This is a genomic window from Lutibacter aestuarii, assembly GCF_042676885.1.
GTDB lineage: Bacteria > Bacteroidota > Bacteroidia > Flavobacteriales > Flavobacteriaceae > Lutibacter > Lutibacter aestuarii.
The window spans coordinates 58643-74747 of sequence record NZ_JBHTIC010000005.1; the positions used below are offsets into that span (position 1 = coordinate 58643).

The 16105-nt window shown below is 29.0% G+C and carries 17 protein-coding genes; 7 read left to right on the plus strand and 10 right to left on the minus strand.

Annotated features, from left to right (window positions below):
• Positions 1-11: 11 nt before the first annotated feature.
• The 8 genes from ACFQZW_RS02780 to ACFQZW_RS02815 form a co-directional block, all read right to left on the minus strand.
• Positions 12-986, minus strand: coding sequence for a deoxyhypusine synthase family protein (locus ACFQZW_RS02780; RefSeq protein WP_298285529.1), 975 nt, complete (start codon positions 984-986; stop codon positions 12-14).
• Entirely contained in the window at positions 976-1914 is a 939-nt protein-coding gene (gene speB / locus ACFQZW_RS02785) for an agmatinase (RefSeq protein ID WP_298264510.1), read from the minus strand. Before speB ends, ACFQZW_RS02780 begins: the two co-directional genes overlap by 11 nt.
• A complete protein-coding gene (locus ACFQZW_RS02790) occupies positions 1907-3304 on the minus strand; it encodes an arginine decarboxylase (RefSeq protein ID WP_386781433.1) in 1398 nt (465 codons plus the stop codon). The genes speB and ACFQZW_RS02790 overlap by 8 nt, the downstream gene beginning before the upstream one ends.
• A 322-nt stretch (positions 3305-3626) precedes the next feature.
• Positions 3627-4385 carry a peroxide stress protein YaaA gene (gene yaaA, locus ACFQZW_RS02795; RefSeq protein WP_386781434.1) on the minus strand — a complete coding sequence of 253 codons (759 nt, stop codon included), beginning with the start codon at positions 4383-4385 and terminating at the stop codon, positions 3627-3629.
• Positions 4386-4410: 25 nt separating this feature from the next.
• Positions 4411-5064 (minus strand): VOC family protein, encoded by a 654-nt coding sequence (locus ACFQZW_RS02800; RefSeq protein ID WP_298285534.1) that lies wholly within the window; start codon positions 5062-5064, stop codon positions 4411-4413.
• A gap of 79 nt (positions 5065-5143) precedes the next feature.
• The gene (locus tag ACFQZW_RS02805) at positions 5144-5755 is read right to left on the minus strand and encodes a CatA-like O-acetyltransferase (protein WP_386781435.1); all 612 of its coding nucleotides are present in this window, start codon (positions 5753-5755) and stop codon (positions 5144-5146) included.
• A gap of 25 nt (positions 5756-5780) precedes the next feature.
• Positions 5781-6806, minus strand: a complete 1026-nt coding sequence (locus ACFQZW_RS02810; protein WP_386781436.1) for an RluA family pseudouridine synthase — start codon at positions 6804-6806, stop codon at positions 5781-5783.
• Positions 6806-7396 (minus strand): PASTA domain-containing protein, encoded by a 591-nt coding sequence (locus tag ACFQZW_RS02815; RefSeq protein ID WP_298285540.1) that lies wholly within the window; start codon positions 7394-7396, stop codon positions 6806-6808. The genes ACFQZW_RS02810 and ACFQZW_RS02815 overlap by 1 nt, the downstream gene beginning before the upstream one ends.
• A gap of 193 nt (positions 7397-7589) precedes the next feature.
• On the opposite strand from ACFQZW_RS02815, the gene ACFQZW_RS02820 reads away from it, so the two are divergent.
• Genes ACFQZW_RS02820 through ACFQZW_RS02835 form a run of 4 tightly spaced genes read left to right on the plus strand, consistent with a single transcriptional unit; the run spans position 7590 to position 11609 of the window.
• A complete protein-coding gene (locus ACFQZW_RS02820; protein ID WP_386781437.1) occupies positions 7590-8567 on the plus strand; it encodes a D-alanine--D-alanine ligase in 978 nt (325 codons plus the stop codon).
• Between the two features lie 2 nt (positions 8568-8569).
• Positions 8570-9025, plus strand: a complete 456-nt coding sequence (gene coaD / locus ACFQZW_RS02825) for a pantetheine-phosphate adenylyltransferase (protein WP_298285545.1) — start codon at positions 8570-8572, stop codon at positions 9023-9025.
• An 11-nt stretch (positions 9026-9036) separates the two neighbouring features.
• Positions 9037-10782, plus strand: a complete 1746-nt coding sequence (locus ACFQZW_RS02830; protein WP_298264498.1) for a M14 family metallopeptidase — start codon at positions 9037-9039, stop codon at positions 10780-10782.
• An 11-nt stretch (positions 10783-10793) separates the two neighbouring features.
• Positions 10794-11609 carry a DUF1853 family protein gene (locus tag ACFQZW_RS02835; RefSeq protein ID WP_298264496.1) on the plus strand — a complete coding sequence of 272 codons (816 nt, stop codon included), beginning with the start codon at positions 10794-10796 and terminating at the stop codon, positions 11607-11609.
• 5 nt (positions 11610-11614) lie between these two features.
• On the opposite strand, the gene ACFQZW_RS02840 is transcribed toward ACFQZW_RS02835, so the two are convergent.
• Entirely contained in the window at positions 11615-12025 is a 411-nt protein-coding gene (locus ACFQZW_RS02840; RefSeq protein WP_298264495.1) for a VOC family protein, read from the minus strand.
• Between the two features lie 49 nt (positions 12026-12074).
• A complete protein-coding gene (locus ACFQZW_RS02845) occupies positions 12075-12554 on the minus strand; it encodes a hypothetical protein (RefSeq protein WP_298264493.1) in 480 nt (159 codons plus the stop codon).
• Between the two features lie 127 nt (positions 12555-12681).
• Between ACFQZW_RS02845 and ACFQZW_RS02850 the strand changes: the two genes are divergently transcribed.
• The 3 genes from ACFQZW_RS02850 to ACFQZW_RS02860 all read left to right on the plus strand — a co-directional run bounded on the left by ACFQZW_RS02850 (position 12682) and on the right by ACFQZW_RS02860 (position 16105).
• Positions 12682-14970, plus strand: coding sequence for a type IA DNA topoisomerase (locus tag ACFQZW_RS02850; protein ID WP_386781438.1), 2289 nt, complete (start codon positions 12682-12684; stop codon positions 14968-14970).
• Positions 14957-15532, plus strand: a complete 576-nt coding sequence (locus tag ACFQZW_RS02855; RefSeq protein ID WP_298264491.1) for a pseudouridine synthase — start codon at positions 14957-14959, stop codon at positions 15530-15532. Before ACFQZW_RS02850 ends, ACFQZW_RS02855 begins: the two co-directional genes overlap by 14 nt.
• A gap of 114 nt (positions 15533-15646) precedes the next feature.
• Positions 15647-16105, plus strand: a complete 459-nt coding sequence (locus ACFQZW_RS02860; protein ID WP_298264490.1) for a (2Fe-2S)-binding protein — start codon at positions 15647-15649, stop codon at positions 16103-16105.

Consider the following 16105-nt stretch of genomic DNA (forward strand, 5'->3'; position numbering starts at 1 on the left):
AATTTCTACAATTACATATTTAACAAATAAGCGAAAATCAAAGGCGCTACAATTGTGGCATCTGATTCAATAATATATTTTGGTGTATGAATATCTAATTTACCCCAAGTGATTTTTTCATTAGGAACAGCTCCTGAATAAGAACCATAACTTGTTGTTGAGTCTGAAATTTGACAAAAATAACTCCAAAACGGTGTATCGGTACGTTCCATATCTTGATATAACATAGGTACAACACATATTGGAAAATCTCCAGCTATACCTCCTCCAATTTGAAAGAATCCTATACCTTCTTTTGAATTTTCTGTATACCAATCTGCCAAAAACGTCATATATTCGATTCCAGACTTCATAGTGCTTGCTTTCAATTCACCTTTTAAAACATAAGAGGCAAAAATATTACCCATAGTACTATCTTCCCAACCAGGAACTACCATTGGCAAATTAGCTTCAGCTGCAGCCAACATCCAACTATTTTTAGGATCAATTTCATAATACTGTTCCAAAACTCCAGAAAGCACCAACTTATACATAAATTCATGAGGAAAATAGCGTTCACCAGCATCTTCAGCATCTTTCCAAATTTTAAAAATATGTTCTTGTAAACGTCTAAATGCTTCTTCTTCTGGGATACAAGTATCTGTAACTCTGTTCAACCCTTTTTCTAATAAATCCCATTCATCTTGAGGTGTCAAATCTCTATAATTAGGAACTCTTTTATAATGAGAATGCGCTACCAAATTCATGATATCTTCTTCTAAATTAGCGCCTGTACAAGAAATAATTTGTACTTTGTTTTGTCTAATTACTTCTGCAAATATTTTACCTAATTCAGCAGTACTCATTGCACCTGCAAGAGAAACTAACATTTTTGAACCTTTTGCTAATTGGTTTTCATATTCTTTAGCAGCATCCACAACTGAGGCTGCGTTAAAATGTAAATAATATTTTTCAATAAAATTTGAAATAGCTCCTTTAGTAGTCATAATCTTCGTCTTCGAATTTAGTTGATTTATGGTTAGGTTCTTTATAACCATCTATATTATCATATTCATCTATTTCAGTGTTTGCAAACTTGTAACTAAGCATTTTATAGTACAATTTTGCAGCTAAGAAATCTGATGATTTTTCATCTTTATTTGGGCAAAGTTCAACAATATCAAACCCTACTACATTCTTTTCTTTAAAAACTTTTTGAAGAAACTCCAATGTTTCATACCACAACAACCCTCCTGGTTCTGGCGTACCAGTTGAAGGCATAATTGACGGATCAAAAGCATCTAAATCAATAGTTAAAAAAACGTTATTAGTCATTAAATCTATTGCATTATCCATCCAATAATCATCTTGAGCCATTTCATGTGCAAAAAACACTTTATCTTCATCCATAACTGTTTTTTCAATAGCATCCATACTACGAATCCCTACTTGAATTAGGTTGGTATTTTGACTTGCTTCATAAACAGCACAAGCATGATTACATTTAGAGCCTTCATATTCCTTTCTCAAATCGGCATGAGCATCAATTTGCACTACTGTTAAATTATCAAAACACTCGTTAAATGCTCTAATTGAACCAATTGAAATTGAATGTTCGCCTCCAAATAAGGTTACAAATTTATTTTTTTGAATATAGGATTTTGTAATATTATGAACCTCTGCCACCATTGTTTCTGGAGATGAGTTTTCAGTAACAGGATCAGCTAAAAACACACCGTTTTTGTAAACTTCAGAATCTGTTTCAATATCATATAATTCCATATTTTCAGATGCTTCTAAAAAAGCTTCTGGACCTTTGTCTGCTCCTTTTTGCCAAGTACTTGTTCCATCATAAGGAACAGGGATTAAAACTACTTTTGAAGTTTCAATTTTTGAATACTGCTCAGGAATTCCTGCGTATGTTCTTTTATTCATAACCCAATATTTTTAAAAAATCTTTTGCTGTTTGTTTTTCTTTAAAAACTTTAAATTCTAATTTTTGTTCGTTGTTTTTTGATATAATTATATGTTTTGGCTGTGGAATTAAACAGTGTTGTAACCCTCCATAACCTCCTATTGATTCTTGATAAGCACCTGTATTAAAAAACCCTAAATACAATGGTTTATCTTCTTTATATGTTGGTAAATAAACGGCGTTTATATGCTGTTCTGAATTGTAATAATCATCACTATCACAAGTAAGCCCACCTAATAAAACACGTTCATAAACATCATTCCATCTGTTTAAAGGTAATAAAATAAATCTTTTATTTATAGCCCAACTATCAGGTAATGTAGTAATAAATGATGAGTTAATCATATTCCAATTTTCTCTATCATTTTGTTTTTTCTGATAAAGAACTTTGTAAATAGCTCCTCCGCTTTCGCCAACAGTATAACTGCCAAATTCTGTAAAAATATGTGGTATTTGCACCTCAGCTTCTTCACAAGCATTTTGAATTTGAGAAATAATTTCATCAATCATATACTCGTAGTCATAATCAAATGCTAATGAATTTTTTATAGGGAAACCGCCACCAATATTCAAACTATCTAAAGAAGGACAAATTCGTTTTAGGTTAATGTAAACTTTTAAACATTTATTCAATTCATTCCAATAATAAGCATTGTCTTTAATACCTGTATTGATAAAGAAATGTAACATTTTTAAATTTACCTTATTATTTTCTTTGATTTCTCTTCGATAAAAATCTACAATATTTTTATATCCTATCCCTAATCTTGAAGTATAAAATTCGAATTTTGGCTCTTCTTCAGATGCTATTCTAATTCCAATATTCATTTTTCTACGAACTCCATTTGTTAACAGTCCAATTTCTTCATAATTGTCTATTATTGGGATACAGTTTTTATGTCCGTTATTAATTAATTTTTGAATATTTGAAATATACTCATCCCGTTTAAAACCATTACATAAAATGTAGGTTTTATCGGTAATTTTACCTTCTTTTTTTAGGTTCTCTACAATGTTAATATCAAAAGCCGAAGAAGTTTCAATATGTATATCGTTGGTTAATGCTTCATCAAGCACATGTTTAAAGTGAGAACTTTTTGTGCAATAACAATAGTGATATTTGCCTTTGTATTTATGTTTACGCATAGTGCGTTTAAACATTTCTTTAGCTTTTTGAATGTTCTCGCTAATTTTTGGCAAATATGTAAATTTTAAAGGCGTTCCGTATTCTTCCACTAATTTCATCATATCAATATCGTGGAAGTGTAAATTTTTGCTGTTATCCACTTTAAATTCTTCTTGTGGAAAATCAAATGTTTGATTGATTAGATCAATATATTTATTATTCATTTAGTATTATATTAATTTTTTTGATAAAAAATAGCATAAAGCTATAAGATTTTACAGTAACTAATACTAAATCATACTCTTAAAACTGAATATATGTGCTGATTATTTACAACAAAAAGAAAGTTGTAATTGATAAAAATACGGTTAAAAGAAGTTCTTATTTTTTTATATTTTCCGTTATACTTCCTAAGTATATTGTAACCTAAAAACCTCTTTACAAATAGGTTACAACCGAAAAAAGACATATCTTTCATCGTTAATAAAAAATAACGTGACAAACATATATAAAAAATAAATATAATTTTAAAAAAAATATAAAAATTTATCGTGTAAATACCAATTCGGTAGTAGAAGATAAATTAGAATCTAATGCATACCCTTCATAATTAAACCCCTTTAAGCCTTCTAAGGTTTCAATATTATGATCAATTATATAACGAACCATTAATCCTCGAGCTTTTTTAGCAAAAAAACTAATCATTTTTAGTTTTCCATTTTTATAATCTTTAAAAACAGGTGTAATAACTGGAACTTTAAGTAAATTTGGTTTAATTACTTTAAAATATTCATTACTAGCAAGATTTAAAAATAACTCATCCTCATCTAATTCTTCATTTAAAGCTTCAGTAATTCTTTTCCCCCAATATTGATATAAGTTTTCTTTACGACCAACTTTTAACTTTGTTCCCATTTCTAAACGATAAGCTTGCATTAAATCTAACGGTTTTAACAAACCGTATTGACCCGATAAAATTCTTAGCTTATGTTGAAGTTCTTCTAACTTATTTGCTGGAATTGTATAGGCATCTAAACCAATATAAACATCTCCTTTAAAAGCATATACAGCCTGACGAGCATTTTGTAATGAAAATGGCAATTCCCATTCTTGATTTCTCTTCCAGTTTAGTTCTCCTAACTTGGAGGAAATATTCATTAATTCTGATAGTTTTTTAGGAGATTTCTTTTTTAAAACTTTATTTAATTTTTCAGCATCACTTAAAAAAATACCTTGTGTATAGTTTGAAGTTGGTATGTTGCTTTCGAAATCTAATGATTTTGCGGGTGATATAACTATTTTCATATTCTATTTTTAGTCTGAAACAAATTTACATGATTTCAATTATTTCTCCTTTTTTAAATTCAAAATTAAAATCCCCTTTAACAATAAAGTCTGATTGATAAATTTCATCTCCAGTAGGAAACCATTTTCTCAACTTATTATTCGCAATAATAAACAATCCATCTTCATCACCTAATGCACAAAACTGTTCCATATCTCCACTATAAATTTTTATTGCTTCAAAAGTATTTAATTTGTTTACTGTACGCTCTATATTATTCGAAGATATTCCTATTTCACTAATGCTATATAGTTGTTTTGAAGAAAATTTTGTTTCAGAAATTAAATTCATATTCTTTCTTGAAATAAATTCTACAATATTTTTATCAATATCATAAAAATAAATTGCTTTAGAATTCCAACTATAAAAATCTTGAATTTCATTGTCTTCAAAACATAAAACATCTACACGTTCTTTTAACCACTCTAATGCTTCTTTCTCTTTATTTGAAGGAATGTTAAAGGCAAAATGATATGGAGTTATATGTTTTTTATACTTAAATGTTAATAGCGACTTACCCACTCTAAAACTCGTAAATTCTGGTGTAGAAATTACTATTGGAAGTTCTAAAATTGTAGCGTAAAAATCTATTTGAAATTCTAACTTATTTGTAAATATTATCAGTTCTTTAATTTTCATTATAGTGTAAATGTAATACAACAAACAATAATTATCGTTAAAAAATAATACAATAAAATTATGAAAGAATAAGTTAAACTTATGTTAGTGTATTAATAAACTGTTGCATTTTAGAAAATAATAATGAAACGTGATAACCATCTAACAAGGCATGATGAACTTCAACTGAAAAAGGTATTTTTTTCAATTCATTGTCATTAAACAAGCCTCCAAAAACTATCTTTGGTATTCCTTTACTATATTCATCACCTTTTCTTGCGTGTTTAAATCCTGTAAACGAAACCCAAGGAATTGTAGAACAATGTACAATTGCTAATTCATCTTCATTTGTATTAAATACTTCACCTCTTTTAAGTTTTAAAATTGCTTTTTTTCCACTGGCATTAAATTCAAAAATTGAAGATGTAGGTGTAAATATAAAATCGCAAAATGAAAAAGTATGATCCTCATTTAAAATGGTAGAACCAACATTAACAGAATCAAAAGCATAAACTTTTTCATTTTTGATTCTTAATTTAAATTCTGGAATTTCATTTATACTTTTTATGGCCACATAAATACAAGCTAATGAAAATGATAAATCATGCTTTTTACAATACGTGTAAAGTTTTGTTACTTCTAAGTTTGCTGTAATATTGAAAAAAGGATCTTTATAAGATTTAAAAAATTTATATTGAGATTTTCTTTCCAATTATTTACATCAAACTCTTTCATTTTTATTCTTTTTGATGAATGGTATAGGTCCTCCATTTTTCAAGACAGTCCGACATATCTTGAGGTATCTCAGAATTGAATCTTAAAAACTCTTTAGTGGTAGGGTGTTCAAAACCTAATGTTTTTGCATGTAAAGCTTGCCGAGGTAAAACCGTAAAACAATTTTCTACAAACTGCTTATACTTTGTAAATGTGGTTCCTTTTAAGATGGTATCACCTCCATAACGTTCATCATTAAAAAGTGTATGTCCTATATATTTAAAATGAGCTCTTATTTGGTGAGTTCTCCCTGTTTCCAATTTGCACTGCACCAAGGTAACATAGCTAAATCTTTCAATTACTTTATAATGTGTTACGGCGTGTTTTCCAAAATCACCTTCAGGAAAAACACTCATTTGTAGTCTATTTTTTAAACTTCTACCAATATTCCCTTCAATAGTTCCTTCATCTTCTTCAATATTGCCCCAAACTAGCGCATAATATAAGCGTTCAGTTGTTCTATCAAAAAATTGTTTGGATAAATGTGCCATTGCAAACTCTGTTTTGGCAACTACTAATAAACCGCTAGTATCTTTATCTATTCTATGTACTAAACCTGGTCGTTCATTAGAATTAGTTGGTAAATTTTCAATATGATGAATCAATCCATTAACCAGAGTTCCTGAATAATTTCCATGTCCTGGGTGCACCACCATTCCAGCAGGTTTGTTTACAACAATAACTTGGTCATCTTCAAATAAAATTTCTAGAGGAATGTCTTCAGCAACTAATAAGTTTTCATGAGGCGGATGTGCTAATACTACCCTAACCTCATCTTTTGGTTTTACTTTGTAATTAGATTTTACTGGAATTTCATTTACCAATACATTTCCTGCCTTTGCTGCTTGTTGAATTTTATTACGAGTCGCATTTTCAATAAAATTCATTAAAAATTTATCAACACGTAAAGGAACTTGTCCTTCATGAGCCACATACCTAAAATGTTCGTAGAACTCTTCTTGTTCTTGCCCTATTTCTTCAATACTCATTACTGTGTTCCTCCTAAATTTGGTGAATAACTACCACTGCCTTTTCCATCACCTAATTTTAAGGTAATTATAGAATTTTTAGGTATTTTATCACCTGCTTTTACATCTTTTCCTTTAAATTTCATCCCTCTAACCACATCTTTCGCAATATCAGAAACGTAAATTGGATTGGCTCCAATTTTAAAACCAATAGCAGTAAGCTGAGAAACTGCTTGCCGTTTAGTTTTACCATATAAATTTGGTATTTCAACATCTGCGTAACCAGAAGGATTTAGTGTTAAATAAATTTTTCTATTTTCTTTCACATAATCTCCAGCTATAGGTGTTTGCTCTATTACTGATTGTTTTGGATAGTCCGGGTTGTAGCTTGCTGAATCTATAACTACAAAATTTAAGTCTAATTCTTCTAAGGCTTTTTCTACATTAGCTAAACTCATTCTTTCCAAATTAGGAACCTCAATTTTTTGATTATGGTTCGTAGATATATTTAACCATTTCATTACAAGGAAAATAAAAACTACCAAACCAATTACAGCTATTATTAACTGTTTTAAAAACGTTTTTGATTTTATAAATTGAATAAGACTCATTTTTTATATTTTAATTTTGCAAAGATACTTTTTTTGAGTTGAATTGTTTATTTCTTTAAACCTTAAAAAATAAATCTGTTTTAACAACCAACTTATTTTTTATTTCTAGCACTTAAATTTTCTTAATTTTTGCACTTAAACTATTAACTATATTTATGTAAGTTTGTAACTATACTCAAATAATAAACTTAAAATGAAAAAAAATATTGCCATTATTATGGGTGGTTACTCCTCTGAAGTAAATATTTCACTAGAAAGCGGAGCTGTTGTTTATCAACATATTTCTAAAGAAAAATACAATACATATAAAGTTCATATCTTAAAAAATAAATGGATAGTAGTTGATGATAATGGAAAAGAGTATGCTATTAATAAACATGATTTTTCTATCATAATCAATAACAAAACAATACATTTTGATTTAGTTTTTAATGCCATACATGGACACCCAGGTGAAGATGGAACTATTTTGGCATACTTTGACTTACTTGGAATAAAACATACTTCTGCCCCATTTTATCAAATGGCATTAACCTTTAACAAACGTGACTGCTTAAGCGTTGTTAAACAATATGGAGTTAAAACTGCTACTTCTTATTACTTAGATAAAGGTGAAACCATTGATGTAGGTAAAATAATAAAAAAAGTAGGCTTACCTTGTTTTGTTAAGCCTAATAAAGCGGGTTCAAGCTTTGGAATTTCTAAAGTGAAACATCAAAATGAAGTTATCCCAGCAATCGAAAAAGCTTTTACCGAAGATTCCCAAATTTTAATTGAAGAATTTTTAGATGGAACTGAAATTACTATTGGCGTTTTAAACTATCATAATACCATAAAAGTACTTCCAATGACCGAAATAGTTTCAGAAAATGATTTTTTTGATTATGAAGCAAAGTATTTAGGAAAATCTCAAGAAATTACCCCGGCTCGTATTTCAAATGAACTCCATAAAAAATTAGAAAAAATTGCTACAAAAGTTTATAAAATTTTAAATATGAGTGGTTTTTCACGTTCAGAATATATTATTGTAAATGAAGAACCTTACTTTTTAGAAATGAATACAGTTCCAGGACTCACTGCTGCTAGTATCATACCTCAACAAGCGGCAGAAGAAGGTATTGGTTTACAAGAACTTTTTGATAACGCCATTGAAATGGCCTTAAAAAACTAATTATGAGAAGAGCAATTTTTCCAGGGTCTTTTGATCCAATTACATTAGGTCACGTTGATATTGTTAATAGAGCATTGCCTTTATTTGATGAAATTATTATTGCTATTGGAATTAATTCAGATAAAAAATATATGTTTACTCTAGAAGAACGAGTAAATTTTATAAAAGAAAATTATAAAACGGAATCAAAAATTAAAGTACTTACTTACTCTGGTTTAACCACCGATTTTTGCAAAAAAATGGCTGTAGATTTTATTTTAAGAGGGTTGAGAAACCCTGCTGATTTTGAATTTGAAAAAGCCATAGCTCAAACCAACAGAAAATTATCTAATATTGAAACTGTATTTTTGTTAACATCCGCAGATACCGCATTTATTAGTTCAAGTATTGTTAGAGACGTATTTAGACATGGTGGAGACATAACAGGCTTTGTACCTGAAAGCGTTTACAAAAAATAGTGAAACTTCTTATGAAAAAACACTTTTACTTAGTACTCATAATTATTATAACTTCTTGTAGTAAACCCAACAAAACTACAGTTGATTTTACTACAAAATTTGAAAAATCAGAAGGATTAGAAACAACAACTTATGAAGAAACTATTTCTTATTTTAAAAAATTAGCTCAAGAATTCCCTGAAATTTCCATTCAAGAAATAGGAGTAACAGATAGTGGAAAACCATTACATTTAGTTGTATTTAATAGTTCAAAAGAGTTTAACTTTGAAAAAATTAATGAAGGAAATAAAAATGTAATTCTTATTAATAACGCAATACACCCTGGAGAATCTGATGGAGTAGACGCTTCTATGATGTTGCTAAGAGATATCGTTAAAAATCCTACTAAAATAAAACAGTTAGAACATATTGTTTTAGCAATCATTCCTATTTATAATGTTGGTGGAGCGCTTAATAGAAATAGCTCTTCTAGAGCCAATCAAAATGGCCCAAAAGAATATGGATTCAGAGGGAATGCAAGAAATTTTGATTTAAATAGAGATTTTATAAAAGCTGACACCAAAAATGCACGTACATTTGCTCAATTATTTCATCTGGTAAATCCCGATATTTTTATTGACAACCATGTAAGTAACGGAGCCGATTATCAATATACAATTACCCATTTATTTACTCAACACAATAAATTAGGTAATGATTTAGGTGATTTTATTGAAAACACAATGCGCCCTAGTATTGAAGCTGATTTACTTCAAAAAGATATTATTATAACACCTTATGTAAATGTATGGGGTGCAACTCCTGAAATTGGTTTTAGTCAATTTTTTGACTCTCCACGCTATTCCAGTGGATACACAACACTATTCAATACTCTAGGAATGATGATAGAAACACATATGCTAAAACCCTACAAACAACGTGTTGAGCAAACATATGGTTTGTTGGAAAGTATGATTGATTTCACTATAAATAATGGCAAAAAAATAAAACAACTTCGTAAAAATGCTGTAGATAACATTTTAAAAAGCAACACATATCCTATAGCCTATGAAGTAGTTAAAGACACCTGTTCTATTCTTCAATTTAAAGGATATGAAGGAAGTTATATTGACAGTAAGGTGACAACTGGAAAAAGACTTTTTTATGACCGAACAAAACCTTATACTAAAAATATTAATTATTACAATCAGTTTAAAGTTGTAAAAGAGATAAACATTCCTAAAGCATATATTTTAAAACAAGGTTGGTGGAAAGTTTTAGAACGATTAAATGACAACAATATTAAATACACAATAGTTGATAAGGATACAATTATAAATGTTGAAGAGCAACATATTAAAGACTACAAAACAAGATCTAATGCATACGAAGGACATTATCCACACTACAACACCTTAGTAACAACTACTTTAAAAGAAGTTAAATTTAATAAAGGAGATATTTACATTCCGGTAAATCAATTTGGAGCGAGATATATTATAGAAACATTAGAAGCTTCAGCAACAGATTCGTTTTTTAATTGGAACTTTTTTGATAGCATTTTACAACAAAAAGAAGGCTATTCCGCTTATGTTTTTGAAGATATTGCAGAACAATTTTTATTAAAAAACCCTACTGTAAAAATTGAGCTTGAGAAAAAAATAGCAACTGATGAAAACTTTGCAAATAATTCAAAAGCTCAATTAGATTTCATCTATAAACATTCTCCTTATTATGAATCGGCACATTTAAAATTACCAATTTATAAAGTGTTTTAATTCATTTGATTATGAGTTTGAATAGCAAAGAAATTCAATTACAATTTGAAGGTTTTTTGAATACTCCTAAACTTTGGACAACTACCAGCGTTTACACCTTAAAACAATTTAAATTTGAGTTGAAAAACACCTTACCCTTTAATGGAAACATTTTAAAAAATCAACGTTTAGGTAAAAGAGTTGAAAGTTTTGTGAGCTTCGTTTTAAATCAAACTGATTCTTGTAAAATTTTAATTGAAAATGCCCAAATACAAAACAATAAAACAACTTTAGGTGAACTCGATTGTATTTTGCTGCAAAATAACACCCCTGTTCATTTAGAAGTCATTTACAAATTTTATTTATATGATAAAACAGTTGGTAAAAACGAAATAGAACATTGGATTGGACCTAATAGAAAAGATAGTTTAGTTGCTAAACTCAACAAATTAAAAGAAAAACAATTACCTATTTTATTTAGTTCATTTACAAAACCATTATTAAAAAAACTAAATATAGATATTGCCACCATTCATCAACAAGTTCTTTTTAAAGCTCAATTATTTACCCCCTATAATAAAGAAAAACCAAAGTTTAACTTATTAAATAAAGAGTGCGTGAAAGGCTTTTATATTCATTATAATCAACTTTCACAATTCAACGATTGTAAGTTCTATATTCCAACAAAATTAAATTGGTTACAAGAAATTAGAGTACCTATTAGATGGTTAACCTATGAACCATTTTTACATAAAATTGAAATATTGATTCAACAAAAAACTGCTCCACTTTGCTGGTTAAAACATCCAAATGGCAACACTGAAAAGTTTTTTGTGGTTTGGTGGTAAAAAGATCAATCAAAAATTTCGTTTTCGTTTTTAAATGCTTTAAATTCTATTGGGTTTCCACTAAAATCCTCAGTAAACATTGTATATTGTTCACCTTTTGAATCTTTATACCTAAGTTGTGGTTTTACAATAAATTTACAATTTGCAGTCGTTAAACTTTGCTTTATATTTTCAAATTCTTCTAATGTTAAAATACATCCAAAATGAGGTATTGGCACTTTAACTCCATCTACTGTTCCACAATAATCCAGTTTTGGAATATTCCTATTGACATGAGCTGATAGTTGATTTCCAAAAAAATCAAAATCTATCCAGTTTTCTGTATATCTACCTTGTTTACACCCTAAAATATCTAGGTAAAATTTTTTGGTAGATGCGATATCTTTTACTTTAAAAGCATAATGAAAAGGTCTCATAATCAACTTATATTAGTTATTAAATTCGATATTAATAAAAAATCATTTTTTATTCAGGCCATTTAATAGTATCATCGTCAATAAAAAGTGGTGACCACTGTATTTCATCCAAAACACCATTAGTTAACCAAAAATTAATCGATTTTTCTTCTATTTCTATTACTTGGTGATTTTCATCATCACTTTCAGAGCAATCTTCTACATCAACATCTTCAAAATTTAAATCAGTTAATTGATTCAATAGTTCACTTTCTTGTAAACCAATCAAAGATTTCCCTTCTAATTGATAAAAATTAGAAGCAACAGAAATCATGGTTAATTTCCATTGTTCTTCTTCATCAAAACCTAAAGAAATTTTTAAATTTTCATACTCCCACGATTCCGTTAAATCTTTTGAACTTTCAGAATATGAAAAAGCATCAATAAATGAAGGCTCTCCTAACAACAATTTTACCTCAGCCCTACTCATTCCAAATTTAAGTACACCTAATCCGTAACCAAGTTTTATCTCTTTAATTTCATTTCTCATAATTATCAAATTTATATTTACAAAGGTACTTTAATAAATGCTAATAAAAATAAAAAACCAAAACTTGATTCTCTTTTAAAATTCACCTAAAATTACGTAATTTGAACACTTCAAAAAAAGAAAATAAATGAAAGTTTGTATAGCTGAAAAACCAAGCGTAGCAAGAGAAATAGCTTCTGTATTAGGAGCCAATACCAAACGCGAAGGTTATTTTGAAGGCAATGGTTATGCTGTAACTTATACTTTTGGGCATTTATGCACACTTTTTGAACCGAATGATTATAAACCACATTGGAAAAGTTGGGATTTGAATAATTTACCAATGCTCCCTGAAAAGTTTGAAACCAAAGTAGTTACAAATGATGGTATCAAAAAACAATTTAACATTGTTAAAAGTTTATTTGATAAAGCTGAAGTTATTATAAATTGTGGTGATGCTGGGCAAGAAGGAGAACTTATTCAACGTTGGGTTATTAATCAGGCTAATTATAAAGGAGAAGTTCAACGCTTATGGATTTCATCATTAACTACTGAAGCCATTAAAGAAGGGTTTGAAAATTTGAAACCTTCCAAAAATTATGATAATTTATACTATGCCGGATTTTCTAGAGCCATTGGAGATTGGTTATTAGGAATGAATGCTACCCGATTATACACGGTAAAACATGGTGGTTACAAACAAGTGCTGTCGGTTGGCAGAGTACAAACCCCAACTTTAGCCATGGTTGTCAATAGATTTAAAGAAATTGAAAATTTTAAGCCGCAGCCTTATTGGGAACTTCAAACCTTATACAGAGAAACACTATTTAACTGTGAAGAGGGTCGATTTTTAAAGAAGGAAGATGGAGAAGTTTTAGCCAAAAAAGTAAAAGAAAGTGACTTTGAAATTGTTTCAATTATCAAAAAAGCTGGAAAAGAATATGCTCCTAAATTATTTGATTTAACAGGCTTACAAGTGTATTGTAATAATAAATTTGGATTTTCAGCAGATGAAACCTTAAAAATTATTCAAAAATTATACGAACAAAAAGTAGTTACCTACCCAAGAGTAGATACCACTTTTTTACCAAATGATTTGTATTCAAAGGTTCCAGAAATTTTAAAAAACTTAACCAACTACAGTTCTCTAATTCAACCTTTATTAAACCAGAAAATTAGAAAATCTTCGAAAGTTTTTGATGATAAAAAAGTAACCGATCATCACGCAATTATCCCAACTGGAGTGCAAATTAATTTACAATATAATCAACAACAAGTATATGATATTATTACCAAACGTTTTATTGCTGTTTTTTATGAAGATTGTAAAGTTGCAAACACTGCTGTAATAGGACAAGCTGCTGAAGTTACTTTTAAAACTACTGGAAAAGAAATTGTAAAAAAAGGTTGGAGAATTGTTTTTGAAACAGCTGAAAATACTAAAAAAGAATCTGGAATTCTTCCTACTTTCACCAAAGGTGAAAAAGGACATCATGAACCTTCTTTTTTAGAAAAAGAAACAAAGCCACCTAAGCATTTTTCTGAAGCAACTCTTTTAAGAGCTATGGAAACTGCTGGTAAACAAGTGGATGATGATGAAATGAGAGAACTAATGAAAGAAAATGGTATTGGACGTCCATCTACCCGAGCAAACATTATTGAAACACTTTTTAAACGCAAATACATTATTAGAAACAAAAAACAAATTTTACCTACAATTACTGGTATTCAATTAATTGATATTATTCAAAATGAATTATTAAAATCTGCCGAGTTAACAGGAAGATGGGAAAAAAGATTAAAAGAAATTGAACAAGGAACTTTTAACGCTGGAACTTTTATAAAAAACATGAAAAAAATGGTAGACCATTTAGTATATGAAGTTCGTTCAGAAACTATTAGAGCAAATATTTCAGCTACTACCTCATCTAAAAATAATAAAAATTCGGCTAAAGAACTTAAAAAGAAAAAAGGAATCACTATTGAAAATTGCCCAAAATGTACTACCGGAACTATTTTAAAAGGTTCTACAGCTTTTGGTTGTAGCAACTACAAAAATGGATGTAATTTAAAACTTCCTTTTAATTATTTAGGTAAAAAAATATCTGAAAAACAATACATTAGATTAATTCAAAAAGGGTGTACTGTTAATTTAAAAGGCTTTAAAACTGAAGAAGGAAACGTTGATGGATTAATTCGTTTTGATGAAAACTTCAATCTTAAATTAGAACAAAAGAAAACGATAAAAAAAACAGACACTCTAACTTGTCCAAAATGTCAAACAGGAACAATATTGAAAGGAAAATCGGCTTATGGTTGTAGTAATTACAAAAAAGGTTGCAACTTTCTTTTTAGCTTTGAAGACATCAAAAAAAAAGCTGCAGGCTCTAAAATTACCAAAGAATTAGTATTACAAATTATAAATGGACAAGTTTAAACATCAACATTTTGCAATGTATAAACCTGACGGCTATTTAAGTCAATTTACAAATAATGATGTAAGTAAAAACAAAAAGAAGTTGTTAGGAGAATTTTATACATTTCCAAAAAATATTATGGCAATTGGCAGATTGGATGAGCCATCAGAAGGGTTACTACTACTTACCACAAATGGAAAAACCAGTGAATTTATTAGGAGTCGTAAAATAGAAAAAGAATACTTGGCACAAGTAGATGGCAACATAACTTCTAAAGCTATTGAAATGCTAAAAAAAGGAGTTGAAATTAGTGTTGAAGGCAAAAAATACTTAACCAATCCCTGTGAAGTTTCTAAATTAAATGAACACCCTGTTTTACCAAAAAGGAATAAAAAAATTAGAGATGATAGGCACGGTCCAACAAGCTGGATTTCAATTACAATTACGGAGGGCAAATTTAGACAAGTACGAAAAATGACTGCTGCTGTTGGTTTCCCAACACTGAGATTAGTACGAGTAAGAATAGGACATATTAAACTACAAAATATGATTCCTGGAGAAGTAAAAAAGATTAACCTTTAAAGCTATAAACACCTACAATTGCCCGTTAAAATCTTGTTAAACAACTTCTTCCTTAATAAATTTCAAAAAATATTCTTATCTTGTTGTTTCAAACTAAACTACTAAATTTATAAAATGATCACACTTCAAATAAATGGAGAAAAACACCAAATCGATGTTTCTCCAGAAATGCCTTTACTATGGGCAATTAGAGATATTATTGGACTTACAGGAACAAAATATGGTTGTGGTATTGGAGTTTGTGGGTCTTGCAAAGTTTTATTAAACAACTCTCCTGTACAATCTTGTATGATTCCAGTATCAGTAGCTGAAGGTCAAAATATTACAACTATTGAAGGTGAATCAAAAAACTTACAATTACTACAAGAATCTTGGGGAGAATTAAACGTACCTCAATGTGGATTTTGCCAACCAGGACAATTAATAGCTGCAACGGCTTTACTTGATAAAAATGACAATCCGACTGATGATGAAATTGATGAAGCGATGATTGGAAATATCTGCAGATGCGGAACCTATCAACGCATAAAAAAAGCAATTCACAGAACAGTTGAACTTAAAAAACAAAACTAA